We start from the raw sequence: 17,151 nt of genomic DNA on the forward strand, positions 1-17,151 counted from the left end.
GAAGAGGTGCTTAAAATGACAGCAAACCATACCATCAAACCAAGCCCGAAACAGCTTGAGTATCAATCCTGGGAGTTCGGATTGTTTGTGCATTTTGGTTTAAGAACGTTTTATGAAGGGTACGTGGATTTTGATCCAAGGGGCATGTCCCCGGCTTTATTTAACCCGCAGCAATTGGATTGCGAGCAATGGATACGTACGGCGAAGGAAGCCGGAATGAATTATGCGGTACTAACGGCCAAGCATCATGATGGATTCTCCAATTGGCCTTCGCAGTATAGCTCGTTTTCTACCAAACAATCCCCTTGGAAGGATGGGAAGGGCGATGTTGTCCGGGAATTTGTCGAGGCTTGTCGGAAATACGACGTAAAGCCAGGGCTATATTATTCTCCTTTTGACGGATCTGCGGATTTCTATAACCAGGATGCAAAGGCTTACGATGATTATTTCGTAAATCAAATTACAGAGCTGCTTGGCGAGTACGGAGAGATTGATATCCTATGGTTTGACGGATGCGGTTCGGAGGACCATCAATATGATTGGAAACGGATCATCGGAGAAATCCGCCGCCTTCAACCGAATATTTTAATTTTTAATATGGGAGATCCTAATTTCCGGTGGGTGGGGAACGAGGATGGCATTGCGCCGATTCCTTGCTGGAATGTTGTGGATTCGCTTGAGTTTTCGATCATGACCGAGGAGAAGGAGGCGTTGCCTTATCAACTATGGCTGCCTGCGGAATGTGATGTGCAGATGCGAGCGAATTGGTTTTATAGCGACAGCGATGAGCATACGGTAAAAAGCCTGGATCAGCTCATGGGCTTATACTATTATTCCGTAGGGCGCGGTACGAATTTGCTCCTGAATATCGGCCCGGACAGACAAGGCTTGCTGCCATCGATAGACGTAAGCCGCCTTAACGCAATGGGCGCTGAAATAAGAAGAAGGTTTGGCAGCCCAATCGCGACCTTGGACCAATGTGAGCATAACCAGAATGAATGGATCTATAAGCCTGCTCAACCGCATCTAATCGATCATATTGTTATCCAAGAGGATTTATCGCAGGGAGAGCATGTGCTGAATTTTCAAATCAATATCATGACAGAGAAATCGCATCGAATACTAACCGTGTACGAGGGGCAGAACATCGGCCATAAGGCTATTGTGCGCATTCCGCCGGTTAAAGTTCGGGGAGTCTCTCTAACGGTGACAAATGCGCAAGGAGAGCCTTCTATTAAGGAACTGTCATTTTATTATGTCGGGGAGCAAGGAAATGGATAAAGGGCTAAGGTTTCGTACCGACGGCACATTCAAAATCGTCCAATTTTCCGATACCGAGTATATGGACGATGTCGCTGAGCTTAATGGACGAACCGCTTACATGATGCGAACCGTTATTGAGACGGAGCAGCCCGATCTTGTTGTATTTGCAGGCGACGTCATCGGCAGCTTGCGCTGCAGCAATCCAGGGCAGTCATTCCGAAATGCGGTATCGACTGTTGAAGAGCTTCAAGTGCCATGGGCCGCTATTTTTGGCAATCACGATTCGGAAGCCGGAATTACGAGGGAACAGCTGATGGATATTCAATTAAGCCACAGCTATTGCGCTGCCGAGCGGACGGCTGAGCATGTAAGCGGCGTAGGCAATTATGTGTTGAACATACAGGGCAGTGATGAGCAAGCAGCAGCGGCTTTATATTTCATGGATAGCGGCAGCTATTCCGCTCTTCCCGCGGTACATGGATACGATTGGATTCGCAGTGATCAAATTGATTGGTATGCCGCATGCTCGAAGGCACTCAAGGATCAGAATGGCGGACAGCCTGTTCCTTCCTTAGCTTTTTTCCATATTCCGCTGCCGGAGTACCAAGAGGTATGGGATAAGGGGGACTGCCATGGAGAAAAGCGAGATGAGGTCTCCTGCCCTCGTATCAACAGCGGCCTCTTTGCCGCAATGGTAGAGATGGGCGATGTGATGGGCACCTTTGCAGGGCATGATCACGGAAATGATTATTGGGGCGAGCTTCATGGCATTCGTCTTTGCTACGGACGCTCTTCAAGCTATGTTGTATGGGATACGGATATTCCAATTGGTGCAAGAGTGATTGAATTGAAACAGGGAGCTAGAGAGTTTGATACTTGGTTGCGTTTAAGTGACGGTTCGACGCTGCAGCGCGCTATGCTGTAGCAGGTTATTGTATTTTGCGGTTGTCTTTCTATGAGGAGACAGCCGCTTTTTTTTATATGCGCGGGTGAAAATCATACTAAAAGTCGAAAACGGTTTATTGCTCTTGCGGCCTCGTACACCTAAGATGAATGAAACGAATACTCTCATGCGAAAAAGGTGCATCACCAATTACTGGGCCGCCATGCCTCGATACGGAATCGGTATCGGGGTTTGTTTGGTTTACAATCACCCGGGAAATAAGTATCCGTTTTATGAAGCTAAAGTATTGTATAGTTCGTCTCCTGGCATTAGAATTTCAGGTAGCGGTGGCTGCCGAGCAGGCGCAATAGGCGTCAATTACTAGGGAAACGAGTGAGGCTAATGATGAGCAAATCGTGGTTTAATCGGCTTTTGCTTTCCTATATGCCGATATTTATTATCGTGGTCACCTTTACCTTTTTCGTTTTTTTTCAATTGATTAGTGAACAGGGCCGCAAAGAGGCGATCAATGCGAATAGCATGTTGTCTTTGCAGGCGATGAGGTTAATAGACTCGTCTCTAAGAGCAGTCGATAATATGGTGATGAAGGAATCGATTAATAACCAATCGCTAATCCATTTTTTTAACAGCAAAGAGGGCGGCGATCCTTACATCAACATTAGCGCCGTCATGAAAATGAACGATATGATTGCTTATTATCCGATTATCGATTCGATTTATTTGGTTCGTTACGAAGATCAAGTCGTACTCAGCAATGCGACTAACGGACATATTGATACGTATCCGGACAAAGCCTTTATCGAGCAATATCGCAACACGATTTCGCAAAAATGGACGAATGTGCGCACGTTTGAACAATTTACCATTTTGAACGGCAAGAAGGTCGTTAGTCTTGTGAGAGGCGCTCCGTTCATGACGAGTGAAAAAGGAATGATTGTCGTGAATGTGGCGGTTGATTCCTTGCAGCGGTTAGTGAATGAGCTTTACGATTCAAAAGTCAGCTTCATTCGGATAAAAGACGGAGCGGGCAACGAACTGCTTAAACAGGCAGAACCGGTAAAATCCATGCACATCTATGCGAATTATAAGTCAAGCTATTCGAATTGGTCCTATATAAGCGGATTTGTGCAAGGAACATTCATTCAAACGGTATCTTTGCTGTACAATGCGTGGTTTATGATCGGGCTGGCATTGATCGTCGCAGGCCTCATTTGGATGATTTATGTGACAAGGCGCAATGCGAGGCCGGTGGAACAAATTGTTTCGCGCTTCAGCGGGTATAAGCTGGCGTTATCGGGCAGCAGAAATGAAGCGGGATCTGGACGGATTGATGAATTCGTATTTATTGAATCCGCGCTTGATAATTTGACGGAACAGGCCAAACAATATCAGCAGCAATACAAAGAGGATCTGCATTTGCGGACGCGCAATCTGTTTCACCGGCTCATTGAAGAGGGAACGGAGCTCACGCTGGAGGATTGGCGGCGCGAAGCTGAACGGCTGCAGCTTCCCGCGCCCGCTGAGAGCCATGCGCTGATCGTATTGGAAATAGATAAGTACGGTGAATTTTGCAGCCATTATTCGAGAAACGATCAAAATCTGTTAAAGTTTGCTTTGCGAAGCATTACTTACGAGCTGTCTTCACGTTCCGGCTATGAAAGCTGGGCGGAATGGACGGCTTCATCAAGGCTTAGCGTTATTTTATTCGCAAACGAAGGCGCTGCGGACGTCAAAATGTTAGTTCAGCTGTGCGACAGCATCCGGTCTTGGACCGAGCAAAACATGAAATTTACGGTAAGCATCGGAATCGGAGAGCCGGCTTTGCATCAGCATGCAATCGCAAAATCTTTTCAGCAGGCGCTTGAAGCGCTTGATTATAAAATGGTGCTTGGCGAAAACCGCCTCATTACGCGTGAGGATATGATGAGCCAAGGACAAGTAGAGGTATATTCTTATCTCGGCATCATCCGTTCGGCCGTCTATGCCTTCCGCAAATCGGAAAATAGCTGGAGGGAGCAATTGGATGATTTGTTCAGCCAGATGAAGCAAGGTTTGCTAACCAAGGATGAGATCATGAACGTCATAAATTACTTGCTGTACAGCTTGGGGCGCGAGCTTTCAGGACAGGGCAAGGAATGTCAGGCTATTTGGGAAAGCGAAGCATTGCCGATACTGACGGATAAATTAGATCATTGCCACTCATTGGAAAATATGCGCGAAGCGATCATTGGCAAAATGGTTGAGCTTGAGGATACGCTTGCGGATATGCGGTACAGCGGGCAGCATGCGGGCATCATCTTGGAGATGCGCAAAATGATTGAAGAGGAATATGTGAATCCGAACATGTCGCTTGAATATTTAAGCGAGAAATTTAATATGAACGCAAAATACGTGAGCAAGCTGTTCAAAGAGACGACAGGGGAGAAGTTCATCGATTTTTTAATTCATATCCGTTTGAACGAAGCCAAGAGGCTTCTGCTGGAGTCGCGGAAATCGGTGCAAAGCATCGCCGAAGAGGTAGGCTACACGAATGCGATCTCGTTTACTAGAATATTTAAGAAGGTCGTCGGATCATCGCCGGGTGAATACCGTTTAGAGACGCGGAAAGCAGAAAAATGGCTGACGGAGCACGGAAGTGAAAAACGTTAAGGATAAGAATATCGTTTACCCAAATGGACGGCAGCACCGGCTGTATAAGGTGCTGCCGTTTCTCGTGCAGCAATAATTGCGAAAAAGGTTAGGCCGGCAATTAATGTATCTTGTGGCATGGAGAGAACGGATTATAGAATGATCACATGAAAGCGCAACCACAAACGAGGCTGTTGAAAAGGAGGTAAGCCCTTGTCCAAACTTAATCATGAATGGCAACCCGTTTCAGTCCCCCTTGCCCCGGCAGCGAGGCGTTATGCACCTTTGCGAAAGATGGCGCGCCACTGGCAATTGTATTTCGTCATTCTGCTGCCGATCGCTTATCTCATTATTTTCAAGTATGTACCGATGGCAGGCATCATGATCGCATTCAAGGACTACAACGTCATTAAAGGCATTTTTGGAAGCGAATGGGTTGGATTGAAATACTTTAATCAGTTTTTTGACTCTCCTAACTTCTGGTTGTATATGAAAAACACGCTCGGCATTAGCCTTTATGGCTTGCTTGTCGGGTTCCCAGCGCCGATACTGCTAGCGCTAGCGCTTAATGAAGTGCGCAATGGGTTGTTTAAAAAAAGCGTGCAGCTGGTCTCTTATGCGCCTTACTTTATTTCGACGGTTATTATGGTATCTATATTAATCGTAAATTTGACGCCTAATGTCGGAATAGTCAGCAAGCTGTTCCAGATGCTCGGCGTCGAAAATACAAATTTTATGGGCATCCCGTCATTGTTTAAATCCATTTATGTTTGGTCGGATGTGTGGCAGCATACCGGCTACGGTGCCATTATCTATATTGCGGCTTTAGCGGGTGTCAATCCGGAGCTGTACGAAGCGGCGAAGGTCGATGGCGCATCTAGAATTCAAAAAATAATTAATGTCGACATTCCAAGCTTGATCCCGGTATCCGTCATTCTTCTTATTCTTAACCTAGGCAATCTAATGAAGCTGGGATTTGAGAAAATCTATTTGATGCAAAATCCGCTTAATCTTGCGACTTCCGAGGTCATTTCCACTTATGTGTACAAGGTGGGCTTGCTTGGCTCAAGCTTCAGCTTCTCGGCGGCGATTGGCGTCTTTAACTCGATTATCAATTTAACCTTGCTAATTGTCGTGAACTATATCGCTAGAAAGCTATCGAATAATAGCTTGTGGTAGCTGCCGCGCTTCATGCAAGTTTGCTAGCGCCCAGGTTCGGGTAGAGAGGAGACCTTATGGCTAAAAACGTATCCATTCGCGAGTCAAACGGAGACCGCTTATTCATGGTATTGATTTACACTTTTCTGACCTTGGTTCTATTGGTCGTGCTGCTGCCGCTGCTCTACATCTTAAGCTCATCATTCAGTTCGCCGCAGGCTGTCGTCTCCGGCAAGGTATGGCTGTTCCCGGTTCAATTCACATTGGACGGTTATAAGGCAGTATTCAACAATCCTCAGATCGGTACCGGCTTTATGAACTCGTTGTACTATACGGTTGTTGGCACGTTAATCAACGTTGTGCTGACGGTGATGCTTGCTTATCCGCTGGCAAGGAAAACGTTCTACGGACGCCATTTCTTCATGATTCTTCTCGTCATTACGATGATGTTCGAGGGGGGCCTGATCCCGTATTATTTGGTCGTGAAGGAATTGCATCTGCTGGATACCCGCTGGGCTATGATTTTACCGGGAGCGCTAGCCGTATTCCAAGTCATTATAGCGAGAACCTTTTTCCAGACGAGTATTCCGGATGAGCTGGCAGAGGCTGCCGATTTAGACGGCTGCAGCGATATTCGTTTTATATTCAGTATCGTGCTGCCGCTTTCCAAACCGATACTCGCCGTTATGATGCTGATGTATGCGGTGGGACACTGGAATGCGTATTTCGACGCCCTTATTTTCCTGCGCTCGCCGGATCTGTTCCCTTTGCAGATTGTTCTGCGCAACGTGCTTATTCTTAATACGGTGGACGCGTCGATGATCGCCAATGCCAATCAGATGCTTGCCCAGCAGGGATTAAAGGACCTGCTCAAATATTCATTAATCGTCGTTGCCAGCGGTCCGGTGCTCATTATTTATCCATTTGTTCAGAAATATTTCGTAAAGGGTGTCATGATCGGTTCGTTAAAGGGCTGAACAGCTGTCATTCTATGAAGGGGGGATGGGTTGCCTTTGGGGCCGAGGCGGTCATTCAAATAAGCCATTGCCGGTTACGGGGAGTATTACGGATATAACAAGGAGGAGTCGTTTAGATGAGAAAAGGTTGGAAAAAATCCAGTGCAATCTTGTTGTGTATCGTACTTAGCTGTGCCGTTTTCCTTGCTGCGTGCAGCAAAAATTCGGGGACGCCTAATAATGGTCAGACAGAAGGCGGACAGACGGCAACGAATCAAGCAAAAGAGGATGTCTTCACTGAGGTAGGCACATTTCCGATAGTGAACAAGCAGCTGACGCTGAAAATGTTCGCCCCGCAGCTTCCGACGATCGAGAACATGGAGACAAATGCTTTTACGAAGTTTTTGGAAGAGAAGACGAACATTAAAATCGCATGGGATCTTGTCCCTAACAATTCCATCGAAGACCGCAAGCAGTTGATGCTGGCGAGCGGCGATTATCCGGAAGTGATTTTGCACGGCAACCTGACTAGGGAAGAGCAGATGAAATACGGGAAGCAGGGCGTGTTTATTCCTCTGAATGATTTGATCGAAAAGTATGCTCCTACGATCAAGAAGGCGCTTGCTGATATTCCTTATATGAAATCATCGATAACGGCTCCAGACGGCAACATCTACGCGCTGCCGCAAATCAATGAATGCTACCACTGTGATAACGGGTTAAAGCTTTGGATCAACAAGGCTTGGCTTGATAAGCTCGGTCTTCAGCTGCCGACGACAACGGATGAATTCTACGAAGTGTTGAAGGCATTCAAGGAACAGGACCCAAATGGCAACGGGAAAAAGGATGAGCTTCCGCTTACGGGCTCGGATGAGATGTGGGCAGGGAATGTGTCCGCATTTCTAATGAACGCCTTCATTGTGGATGATTATACCGAGAAAAACGCCGGCACCTTCTTATCCGTAAAGGATGGCAAGGTTGACTTCACGGCGAATAAGGAGGAATGGAAGCAAGGGCTTGCGTACTTGAACAAATTGTACAAGGAAGGATTAATCGATCCGGCAGCCTTTACGCAAAATGCCGACGCCATCCAGCAGCTGGCTAACCGGGAAACGGATAACATTATGGGCGCTGCGACGACGGCACTTATAAGCTATGCCTATAATATGACGGATGCACAGCCAAGGCACAAAGATTATGTGACGCTGCCTCCGCTTAAAGGTCCTAATGGCGTTCAGCAGACGCTTAACTTCGCCGGCATTAGCAAATCTCAATTTGCCATTACGAACAAGGCGACAGAAGAGCAGCAGATTGCCGCGATACGTCTGGCTGACTACTTGTACACGGAAGAAGCAATCGTCCTGCAGGAGTCCGGCCCTGAAAATAAGGGCTGGCGCAAAGCGGCGGAGGGTGAACTCGACCTCGACGGGAAGCAGGCCAAATATTCCGTCATTCAACAAGAGAAAAAGCAGACGCATAACGACGGATGGGAACAGATCGGACCTTCCCTTCGCACGTATGAATACCGTTCCTCTTGGATGGCTATTCAGGACCCGCTTGCAGAAGGCGGCTACGGAACGCGCTTGAACACGGAATCGAAAAAATATGAGCCTTTCCACTCCAAGGAAATGTATCCTAACGGCGTATTCATTGCGCAGGAAGATGCCGAAATCGCAGCCCAGCTGAAAACGACGATCGTTGATTATACGAAGTCGAATATGGCGCAGTTTATTACAGGCTCCAAAGATATAAGCAAGGAATGGGATGCTTATGTGAAGGGCTTTGACGGTTTGCAGCTTGGTCAATACATCGACATTTATCAGAAAGCGTTAAGCACTCCATAACCATTAAGAAGAGAAGGCCGCTTCGCGGGCCATATGTCTGCGGAGCGGTCGTATTCGTAACCGACTTTAGGAGGTTTTGCAACGATGAGCGATCAAATGCTGGATCATCTGCAAGAAGAGACAGAAGAGCAAGTGCTGCATGAAGGCGTCCATAATTTTAGCAGCGAGCGCGAATACGTGCGCCCGAGCAATCCGACGACGCTGGAGCGTCTGGAATGGTTTAAGGATCAGAAGCTTGCGCTGATGATGCACTGGGGACCTTATTCCCAGATTGGAGTAGTCGAATCCTGGGCTCTTAGCGATGAAGACCAGGATTGGTCACGTGAAGGCATTGATTGGGAGACGGATGGGGAAGCGTTCAAGCGCCAATATTTTGATTTGAACAAGACGTTTAACCCGATTCGCTTTCAGCCCGAGGAATGGGCGGAACTCGCTGAAGAAAACGGATTTAAATATTTAATTTTTACGACGAAGCATCATGACGGCTTCTGCATGTGGGATACAAAAACGACGGAGTATCGCATCACTGGCGAGCAAACGCCTTTTCACACGCATAAATACGCCGATGTCTGCCGCCATGTATTCGACGCTTTCCGGGCGAAGGGGCTCGCTATCGCCGCTTATTTCTCCAAAGCGGACTGGCATACGCCTTACTACTGGGCGCCGGATATGGAGCGCAGCCTTACCAACACGCGGCGCGGGCCGACTTATGATCCGCAGCAGCATCCCGAGCTTTGGAATAAGTTTGTCAACTTTACGCATGAGCAGATTACGGAATTATTGACCGAGTACGGCAGAATTGACGTCCTTTGGCTCGATGCTGGCTGGGTTAGGCCGCTCCGAAGCGGACAGGATATTCGGCTTGGCGAAGTCGTGGAGAAGGCTAGGGAGCATCAGCCGTGGCTGCTATCGGCAGACCGGACGGTAGGAGGCCCATATGAAAACTACGTCACGCCAGAGCAGACGATCCCGTCCGAGGCGATGAATATTCCGTGGGAGAGCAACATTACGATGGGCACTTCCTTCTCGTTCCGATATGAAGATAACTATAAGCCGACCCGCCAAATCGTGAGGATTTTGCTAGAGGTTGTTGCCAAGGGAGGGAACTTGGCGCTAAACGTTGCTCCGCAGCCGGATGGCAGGCTGCCGGCAGGCGCAATCAAGCGCATGAAGGAGCTTGGCGCGTGGCTGCAGGTGAACGGAGAAGCGATTTATGGCACTCGCATTTGCGCGCCATACTTCACTGGCAGCCAAGCCTTCACGCAAAAAGGCGATGCGGTCTATTGCTCTTGCCTGTATCCATCTGCGGACTCGGAAGTTTCCGAGACGATTTTTATTCCGTTTAACGATTCGCTTGAATCGGTAGAGCTTATAGGTATGGAAGGAAAGCTGAGCTGGACGCGCGAAGCTGATGGGATCACGGTTCAGCTGCCTGCGGCTGCGATTTCGGAAAATGCGCCGATCGCGCATGTGTTCCGGTTGCTGAGAAAATAGTATGCCGAGCTACTAAAGCTGGTTTTGGGCGAGAAGCCAAAACCAGCTTTTTGCGAGTAGAGATGGCAAGCCGCTTGAAAAAATCGAAGTAATTTCTTGATAATATGGTAACTGGGGTTTATGGTTAGGAAAGAAAGGTTTCCGGAAATGGGGCGTGTTTTTATTGAATATCCAATCGTTTTGCGAAGGCATTAAGCTTGACCCTGCTGCTGCGCAGCAATTGTATGCGTATCGTATGGATGAAGAGGCGTATGAAGCGCATAAACAATATTTTTATGCGGACCGCGTCTCCTTCTTTGAAAGTGTAAAGCAAACGACAAGCTATCGAGAACGGTTACTCTATTTATTTGTCAGGTTCGGGGTAGATGCCTATGAGGAGTACCGAATCCGAGGTATCAGCGATGAAATCTATTATGCTACTTTCTCGGATATTGAAATTTGGAGCTCTACTTGTAAGCATGATTTTGGTGAATACGGCATCGAAGAATATAACTGGCTGCAGGAGCATGTTCAGCTTCGTTTGTTCCGGCTCGGAAGGCTGCAATTCCAGCCTATTGCCCTTGACCGTGACTTAGAAGCAGATGGCCGGAAACTAGCAAAGCATCAAATTGTGCTTAATGTCCACATTCCGTCAGGAGAGCCGTTAACGCCTCAAGGCGTGAAGAAGTCGTTTGAGCTTGCGAGAGCTTTTTTTAGAGGCGTATCTCCGGTTTACGTTTGTCACTCATGGCTGCTTTACCCGGAGCTGAGCAAGGTTTTGAGCGCGGACTCGAATATTTTGCAGTTTCAAAAACAGTTTTACATTTATGAAGTTGATGAACATGCGAGGGAAGCCGAACAAAGAATATTTAATAGGGTAAGAGCTGATCCTGCCGAATATGAAGCGCAAACAAGCTTGCAGCGCAGCGCTAAAGCTTATTTGCTTGCCGGCCATAAGCTCGGAAGCGGATATGGAATTATGCTGGATGGGGCCTCATCGATCTAAGTGATGAGGTTCTTTTTTTATGTTCTGTTCGGGTTTGTTAATGGCTGACATATGTTGAAAAGTTAACATAATCCATAAGCTGACATTGGTTTTAATGCCAAAGTCAGCTTTTTTTGTTTTTACTTTTTGTAAAAATTTAGTCGAGATAGAAATTTATCTTTTAGTTCTTTTGGATTATATCCGTTTTTTAATTAATTTTAAAAGTTTATGAGCGATTTCGGAAGGTGAGCGCTTTCAAATAACGCTGGCTTTGGAAGAAAAATCAAGTCTGCTTGTACGTTTTTCAACTCAAACCTAGGGACTCGTTGGCTTGCCGGCATGCTGTTTGTATTTCAGAAATAATAATTGGCGTTCGAAAAAAAGCGCTAAAAGTCCTATCAGAAATAAAAGGGCTTTATTCCTCTGTTGAATCGATTCGTTCAAATGTGAGGCAGGCCTTTGGAGATAGGTCTTAGGACTAGCACTCCATAAATAGAAAAATTTACAATAATATAAGTTGACCAATGCCGTTTCTGTGTTATTATTTTGAATAAATGCATACATAACTGGAATCGACTGGATAAAATCGGAGGGAAGGACACCAATTAAGATCGGGTTTACTTACACAAAGAAAAGGTGGATGCCATGAGAAAGTGGATTTGGATCATCGTTATCGTACTCGTTATTGGCGCTATAAGCAGCTTCTCTATTATCGCAATGAATCAGCCGATTACGGTTGTGCTAGGAGATGTTACTGAGCAATCCATGGCGGAAGAAATATATGTAAGCGGCAAGCTGGAAACAAAAGAGACGACTTCCCTGTATTCGGACACGAACGGGCTAATCAAAGAGCTGAAGGTGAAGGAAGGGGATAAGATCAAGAAAGGCCAAGTGTTAATTACGCTCAATATGGACAGCGTTAAGCAAGCATTGGAAGAAGAACGCGTAAACCTCGAAATCACGCAAGCGGAGCGTCTGGCTGCGAAGCAGGAGCATTTTAAGCAGTTTAGGCAGCAGCAGATCGAAAACCAAGACGCAGCAATTGAACCCCTGAAATTAGAGCAATTCGACCTTCGAATCAAAACCCATAACATTAAAATCAAAGCGATGGAAAAAAAGCTGGTTAAGGATGAAATCAAGGCTAATGCAGACGGAACGGTAACGGAGCTTGCTGTAAACAGCGGGCAATTAATTAGCGAGGGCCTGCTTATTTTGAAAACCTCTGATTTTTCAGCCTATAAGGTCGTTGCTAATATCAACGAGATCGAAGCGGGCAAAGTAAAGCTCGGCATGCCTGTATCGATCAGCGGCGAATCGTTTGCCGACGTTTATGAGGGCAAGGTATCCAAGATGGCGTCTACCGCCGTCGTAACAGATCCTGCCTACAAGGATGCTTACGTGGCCACTACCATAACGCTGCAGCATATAAGCAGCGAGCTGCGGCCCGGCTATAATGTCAACGTGGAATTGAAAATTCCCGATAAGCAAAGAATCGTTGTTCCTATGGAAGCAGTCGTTCAGAGCGAAGGAAAGGCTTACCTCTACAAGGTTGAACAGGATAAAGCGGTAAAGGTACAGATCCAGACGGGGAAAGAAAATGATGAATATTATGAGGTCGTTTCCGGCGCCGCGCCTGGGGACAAAATCATTATCAAGGACGTGGAATTGCTTGCGGACGGCAGCAAGGTGACCGTCCAATGATTACTCTCCAGGACATACGAAAGGTGTATCGCAACGGGCCGCTTGAGGTTGAGGCGCTAGGATCTGTTAATCTGACCATTGAGCGCGGCGAGTTTGTCGCCATTATGGGCTCGTCCGGCTCGGGAAAATCAACGTTGATGAATATTATCGGATGCCTGGATGTGCCTACGTCAGGCAAATACATATTGGACGGCGAAGAGGTTCAGGCGCTCGATGAGGTTCGGCTCTCCTCCGTTCGCAATCGCAAAATCGGATTTGTTTTTCAAAGCTTTAATCTGCTCGGTAGACAATCGGTGCTGCATAATGTGGAGCTTCCGATGATGTATGGGGGACTGAATCGGACCAAACGTACGGAACGGGCACTGGAGCTGCTTGAGAAGGTAGGACTCGGCGGCCGCGTGAAGCATAAGCCGACTGAGCTGTCTGGCGGGCAGCGGCAGCGGGTTGCCATTGCAAGGGCACTGACCATGAATGCGCCGATCCTGCTGGCGGATGAGCCTACGGGCAATCTCGATTCCAAATCGTCAGAGGAAGTGATGGGGCTGTTCAAAAATATCCATCAAGAAGGCACGACGATCATTCTTGTCACGCATGAGCCGGAAATTGCTGAGCATGCGGAGCGTGTCCTTTGGTTCGGAGATGGCAAGCTGCTTAGAGAAACGCGCAGAGGAAGTGCCGCTACATGAGTATGTGGGAAAGCATTATGGTGGCGCTGGACAACCTGAGAGTCAATAAAATGCGTTCGCTGCTTACGATGATCGGAATTGTCTTCGGCGTTATGGCGGTTGTAACGGTTGTATCGATCGGGCAGGCGGGGCAAGCTTCTGTCTTGAATGAATTATCCAATTATTCGGACGGATACTTCGTCGTCTTTAAAACGGCAGGCGAAGGGAATTCCAATGCCAGCATTACATTAAGAGATTTGAACGAGGCTCGAAAACTCGATGGCGTGAGATTTGTTTCAACGAGCAGCAGCTTTCAAATGTCTGAGATGCGCGGAACGGAGAAGCTGCTGCTCAATCTGCTCGGCACAACCTCGGATATGACGAAGATGCAAAAGGTTGATCTGCTGGCAGGCCGTTTCTTTAATGCCCAAGAGCAGCGCACTAAGCAGAAGGTGGTCGTCGTAGAAAAAAAATACGCCGAGAAAGTTTACGGATCATCCGAGCGAGCCTTGAATCGAAAGTTGAGGCTATCGGGAGGAATCTTTCAAATCATAGGCGTCTATAAGCCGCAAAAAAGTATTTTAGGCGATACGGGAGGTACGCAGTATAACGCGTATGCGCCGCTTGAGTCGATGCCAAACTCAAGTGCAGGACGATATATTAGTTCACTTGATGTCGTATCGGAAAAACCCGAGCAAATGGAAGAGCTGATGAAGGAAATGAAGGGATGGCTCGCGATGAGGCACAATGCCGAGCCGGAGCAATTTACGTCTCAATCGGGCAAAGATGCACAGGATATGGTGTCCAACATTTTCGGAATTCTGCAAGTCGTCATTGGCTCAATCGCCGCGATCTCGCTTCTGGTAGGCGGAATTGGAATCATGAATATTATGCTCGTATCGGTTACGGAGCGAACGCGCGAGATCGGAATACGCAAAGCGATCGGGGCTACGCCTAGCGCCATTAAGCTCCAATTTCTAATCGAGTCGGTCATCCTATCCTTTCTGGGAGGAATGACAGGCGCATTGCTAGGGCTGCTGGTTGGAGCGGGTGTTTCTTTTTTCATGGCTTTGCCAAGCGTAATATCGGCTTGGGCGATTGTGCTTGCATTCGGTTTTTCTGCAACCGTCGGTATTTTCTTTGGTTATTATCCGGCCAACAAAGCTTCTAAGCTGCAGCCAATTGAAGCGTTAAGATACGAATAATCGACTCGAACAATCGACCGTTGATAGGCCGTAGGAGGAATGCCGAATGGATCATTCGGATGAATTTGCACGATTTATTGAACCGCATATGAAGAAGGTTCATAATCATTGTCTTTATCTGGCTAGCTGCAAATGGGATGCGGATGACCTGGCGCAGGATGTATGGATGAAGGCTTACCAATATTACCGGAAGGTCGGTGCCTTTCAGCACCCGTTGACGCTGCTGAACAAGATTGCACGCAATCTTTGGATCGATCAACTGCGCAGGCGCAGCAAAACGATGGTTTCCATAGAAGCGGCTGCCGAGCTGACGTATACCGATCTGAATTACGCGGCGGTAAGAGGGCTCGTAGAATGGGTATCCGAGCATTTGGCGGAGCGAGAGGTTGCGATGCTGCTGCTGTCCGAGGTGTTTCATTATTCGTATCAAAATATCGCCGACGAACTGCAATGCTCGGTCGCATCTGTCAGAATGGCACTGCATCGATCCAAATTATCGCTGCGAATTACCCAAATTCCATACAGCGACCGGTTTAATCGCAAGATGATGCCGGACTATCGTATCGACTGCTGGACACAGGCCATCATGAATGATGAGCCGGTTAAAAATACGCAAATGGAGGCTTGAATGAATGCTTCAAATTTTTGCTCTCCACATGAAAGAGAGATTGAGCAGGACAACGTTTCATCGCTTGTTGACGGAATCATCCATAGAAAGGCAAACAAAGGTGCAGCGATTTCTAAAATATGAAGATGCTGCTCGAAGCTTAGTTGGCGATAGGCTGGCAAGAGAGGTTATTGCAAATCGTATCGGACAGTCCGTTAATGACATTCGCTTTGAAGTTGACCCTTACGGAAAACCTCATCTGGTGGATAGGAAAGAACTGATCTGCTTTAATGTTTCACATTCAGGGGATTGGATCGTATGCGCCATTGACGTATTGCCGGTCGGGATTGACGTGGAGAGGATTAAACCAATCGATATTCAAATCGCTCTGCCCTATTTTTCGAAACAGGAGCGCGCGGAGCTTATGTCTAACCCGTTGGAGCAGCGGCTTGCCCATTTTTATGAATTATGGACGATGAAGGAAAGCTTCATTAAAGCTGATGGCAGGGGGCTTTCGATCCCATTACACTCGTTTACGGTAAGAAAGAACGGATCATCCTCTCAGCTCATCATGGAAGACAAATTAAGTGACTTTCAGCTCAAACAGTATGTTATCGATGCTGCTTATAAGCTGGCCGTTTGCAGTAAGAGAGGCTATTTCCCCAAGCAAGTTATGATGGTGGAGCTCAACTCCATGCTACAAATCGGATAGTGACACTAAATGTATAATTATTGTAATTATTTTCTTTATTATGGGTTTTATCTTATTAAAAAATTATCTTGACGCTAATATTAGGATGACATATTTCATGTAAATTAGAAATATAATGTTCGTGGTTGATTATTAAAATAAGGATGGTGATGGAATAACTGTTAATTAAAAGCGGTTGATAATGGCGATTCGACCTCTAAATGATTTTTTTCAATCATTATTATCCTAATAATAAACGAATAAGAGGTGGAATAATGACAAGCAAGCTTCATTCTTGGTTTGTTCCTGCAAATATCAACTCACACGCCAATTTGCGATTATTTTGTTTCCCTTATGCAGGTGGCGGCGCAAGTATATACCGCGAATGGCAAAAGCATTTTCCGAAAAATATCGAGGTTTGCGCCGTTCAACTGCCCGGAAGAGAGAGCAGAGGGCTAGAGTCTCCGATCCATTCACTAGCTCAGATTGTAAATGCGATAGCTGAAGAGATTCAGCCTTTGCTTGCGATGCCGTTTGCTTTTTTTGGCCACAGCATGGGGGCGTTGATCGCTTTCGAAACCGCTCGCCAATTAACTAGAAAATATAAGAGAATCCCCGACCACCTATTCGTTTCAGGCCGATCCGCTCCGCATCTCACACATCGATATAGGAAGCTTCACCTGCTCCCAGATGACGAACTTAAAAATGAATTAAGACAATTAAATGGCACTCCGGATGCCGTGCTGCAAAATAATGAGTTAATGGACCTGCTGCTGCCGCGGCTTAGAGCAGATTTTGAGGTTTGTGAAACGTATACGTATTCGGTGGATATGCCCATCCACTGCCCGATTACCGCATATGGCGGGTTGGACGATCACGCTGTCAGCATGGAATCGCTTGCCGCTTGGAAGGAACATACAAGCTACCATGCTGATTTGAAGATGTTCGAAGGGGATCATTTTTTTCTGCATAACGAGCAGCAAAAGCTGGCACAAGATGTCGGCAGCATGCTTCAGACTGCCAAAGCCTTACAGAGCGTATCAGTGAGATAGGCATGATATGGAGGGGAAT

Annotated in this window: 14 protein-coding genes; all 14 read left to right on the forward strand. The window is 47.0% G+C overall.

The features are described from left to right. Positions 1–15 precede the first annotated feature (15 nt). Positions 16–1,281 carry an alpha-L-fucosidase gene (locus tag A7975_RS20355; RefSeq protein WP_065386296.1) on the forward strand — a complete coding sequence of 422 codons (1,266 nt, stop codon included), beginning with the start codon at positions 16–18 and terminating at the stop codon, positions 1,279–1,281. Then, positions 1,274–2,188 (forward strand): metallophosphoesterase family protein, encoded by a 915-nt coding sequence (locus A7975_RS20360; RefSeq protein ID WP_065386297.1) that lies wholly within the window; start codon positions 1,274–1,276, stop codon positions 2,186–2,188. The genes A7975_RS20355 and A7975_RS20360 overlap by 8 nt, the downstream gene beginning before the upstream one ends. A gap of 360 nt (positions 2,189–2,548) precedes the next feature. Beyond that, complete coding sequence (locus A7975_RS20365) at positions 2,549–4,816, forward strand: helix-turn-helix domain-containing protein (RefSeq protein ID WP_255314397.1); 2,268 nt, start codon at positions 2,549–2,551, stop codon at positions 4,814–4,816. A gap of 273 nt (positions 4,817–5,089) precedes the next feature. Then, a complete protein-coding gene (locus A7975_RS20370; RefSeq protein WP_082198352.1) occupies positions 5,090–5,974 on the forward strand; it encodes an ABC transporter permease in 885 nt (294 codons plus the stop codon). 56 nt (positions 5,975–6,030) lie between these two features. Further along, positions 6,031–6,930 carry a carbohydrate ABC transporter permease gene (locus A7975_RS20375; protein ID WP_053375072.1) on the forward strand — a complete coding sequence of 300 codons (900 nt, stop codon included), beginning with the start codon at positions 6,031–6,033 and terminating at the stop codon, positions 6,928–6,930. A gap of 116 nt (positions 6,931–7,046) precedes the next feature. Further along, positions 7,047–8,753: an ABC transporter substrate-binding protein gene (locus A7975_RS20380; protein WP_053375073.1), complete on the forward strand. Its 1,707-nt coding sequence runs from the start codon at positions 7,047–7,049 to the stop codon at positions 8,751–8,753. An 84-nt stretch (positions 8,754–8,837) separates the two neighbouring features. Next, positions 8,838–10,247 carry an alpha-L-fucosidase gene (locus A7975_RS20385; protein ID WP_141680363.1) on the forward strand — a complete coding sequence of 470 codons (1,410 nt, stop codon included), beginning with the start codon at positions 8,838–8,840 and terminating at the stop codon, positions 10,245–10,247. A gap of 163 nt (positions 10,248–10,410) precedes the next feature. Further along, positions 10,411–11,232 (forward strand): acyltransferase domain-containing protein, encoded by an 822-nt coding sequence (locus tag A7975_RS20390; protein WP_065386300.1) that lies wholly within the window; start codon positions 10,411–10,413, stop codon positions 11,230–11,232. A gap of 624 nt (positions 11,233–11,856) precedes the next feature. Beyond that, positions 11,857–12,912: an efflux RND transporter periplasmic adaptor subunit gene (locus A7975_RS20395; RefSeq protein WP_065386301.1), complete on the forward strand. Its 1,056-nt coding sequence runs from the start codon at positions 11,857–11,859 to the stop codon at positions 12,910–12,912. Beyond that, positions 12,909–13,598: an ABC transporter ATP-binding protein gene (locus A7975_RS20400; protein WP_065386302.1), complete on the forward strand. Its 690-nt coding sequence runs from the start codon at positions 12,909–12,911 to the stop codon at positions 13,596–13,598. The genes A7975_RS20395 and A7975_RS20400 overlap by 4 nt, the downstream gene beginning before the upstream one ends. Then, positions 13,595–14,782 (forward strand): ABC transporter permease, encoded by a 1,188-nt coding sequence (locus tag A7975_RS20405; RefSeq protein ID WP_065386303.1) that lies wholly within the window; start codon positions 13,595–13,597, stop codon positions 14,780–14,782. Before A7975_RS20400 ends, A7975_RS20405 begins: the two co-directional genes overlap by 4 nt. Before the next feature lie 46 nt (positions 14,783–14,828). Further along, complete coding sequence (locus tag A7975_RS20410) at positions 14,829–15,410, forward strand: RNA polymerase sigma factor (protein WP_053375079.1); 582 nt, start codon at positions 14,829–14,831, stop codon at positions 15,408–15,410. Between the two features lie 4 nt (positions 15,411–15,414). Further along, a complete protein-coding gene (locus A7975_RS20415; protein WP_065386304.1) occupies positions 15,415–16,101 on the forward strand; it encodes a 4'-phosphopantetheinyl transferase family protein in 687 nt (228 codons plus the stop codon). A gap of 254 nt (positions 16,102–16,355) precedes the next feature. After that, positions 16,356–17,132 carry a thioesterase II family protein gene (locus A7975_RS20420; RefSeq protein WP_065386305.1) on the forward strand — a complete coding sequence of 259 codons (777 nt, stop codon included), beginning with the start codon at positions 16,356–16,358 and terminating at the stop codon, positions 17,130–17,132. The last annotated feature ends 19 nt before the right edge of the window (positions 17,133–17,151 follow it).

The organism is Bacillus sp. FJAT-26390, assembly GCF_001682865.1.
Classification (GTDB): domain Bacteria; phylum Bacillota; class Bacilli; order Paenibacillales; family Paenibacillaceae; genus Pristimantibacillus.

Coding starts and splice junctions, on each gene's coding strand:
- A7975_RS20355 (WP_065386296.1), top strand. CDS start 16: ATGACAGCAAACCATACCATCAAACCAAGCCCGAAACAGCTTGAGTAT.
- A7975_RS20405 (WP_065386303.1), top strand. CDS start 13,595: ATGAGTATGTGGGAAAGCATTATGGTGGCGCTGGACAACCTGAGAGTC.
- A7975_RS20415 (WP_065386304.1), top strand. CDS start 15,415: ATGCTTCAAATTTTTGCTCTCCACATGAAAGAGAGATTGAGCAGGACA.
- A7975_RS20360 (WP_065386297.1), top strand. CDS start 1,274: ATGGATAAAGGGCTAAGGTTTCGTACCGACGGCACATTCAAAATCGTC.
- A7975_RS20375 (WP_053375072.1), top strand. CDS start 6,031: ATGGCTAAAAACGTATCCATTCGCGAGTCAAACGGAGACCGCTTATTC.
- A7975_RS20400 (WP_065386302.1), top strand. CDS start 12,909: ATGATTACTCTCCAGGACATACGAAAGGTGTATCGCAACGGGCCGCTT.
- A7975_RS20395 (WP_065386301.1), top strand. CDS start 11,857: ATGAGAAAGTGGATTTGGATCATCGTTATCGTACTCGTTATTGGCGCT.
- A7975_RS20365 (WP_255314397.1), top strand. CDS start 2,549: ATGATGAGCAAATCGTGGTTTAATCGGCTTTTGCTTTCCTATATGCCG.
- A7975_RS20370 (WP_082198352.1), top strand. CDS start 5,090: ATGGCGCGCCACTGGCAATTGTATTTCGTCATTCTGCTGCCGATCGCT.
- A7975_RS20420 (WP_065386305.1), top strand. CDS start 16,356: ATGACAAGCAAGCTTCATTCTTGGTTTGTTCCTGCAAATATCAACTCA.
- A7975_RS20380 (WP_053375073.1), top strand. CDS start 7,047: ATGAGAAAAGGTTGGAAAAAATCCAGTGCAATCTTGTTGTGTATCGTA.
- A7975_RS20410 (WP_053375079.1), top strand. CDS start 14,829: ATGGATCATTCGGATGAATTTGCACGATTTATTGAACCGCATATGAAG.
- A7975_RS20385 (WP_141680363.1), top strand. CDS start 8,838: ATGAGCGATCAAATGCTGGATCATCTGCAAGAAGAGACAGAAGAGCAA.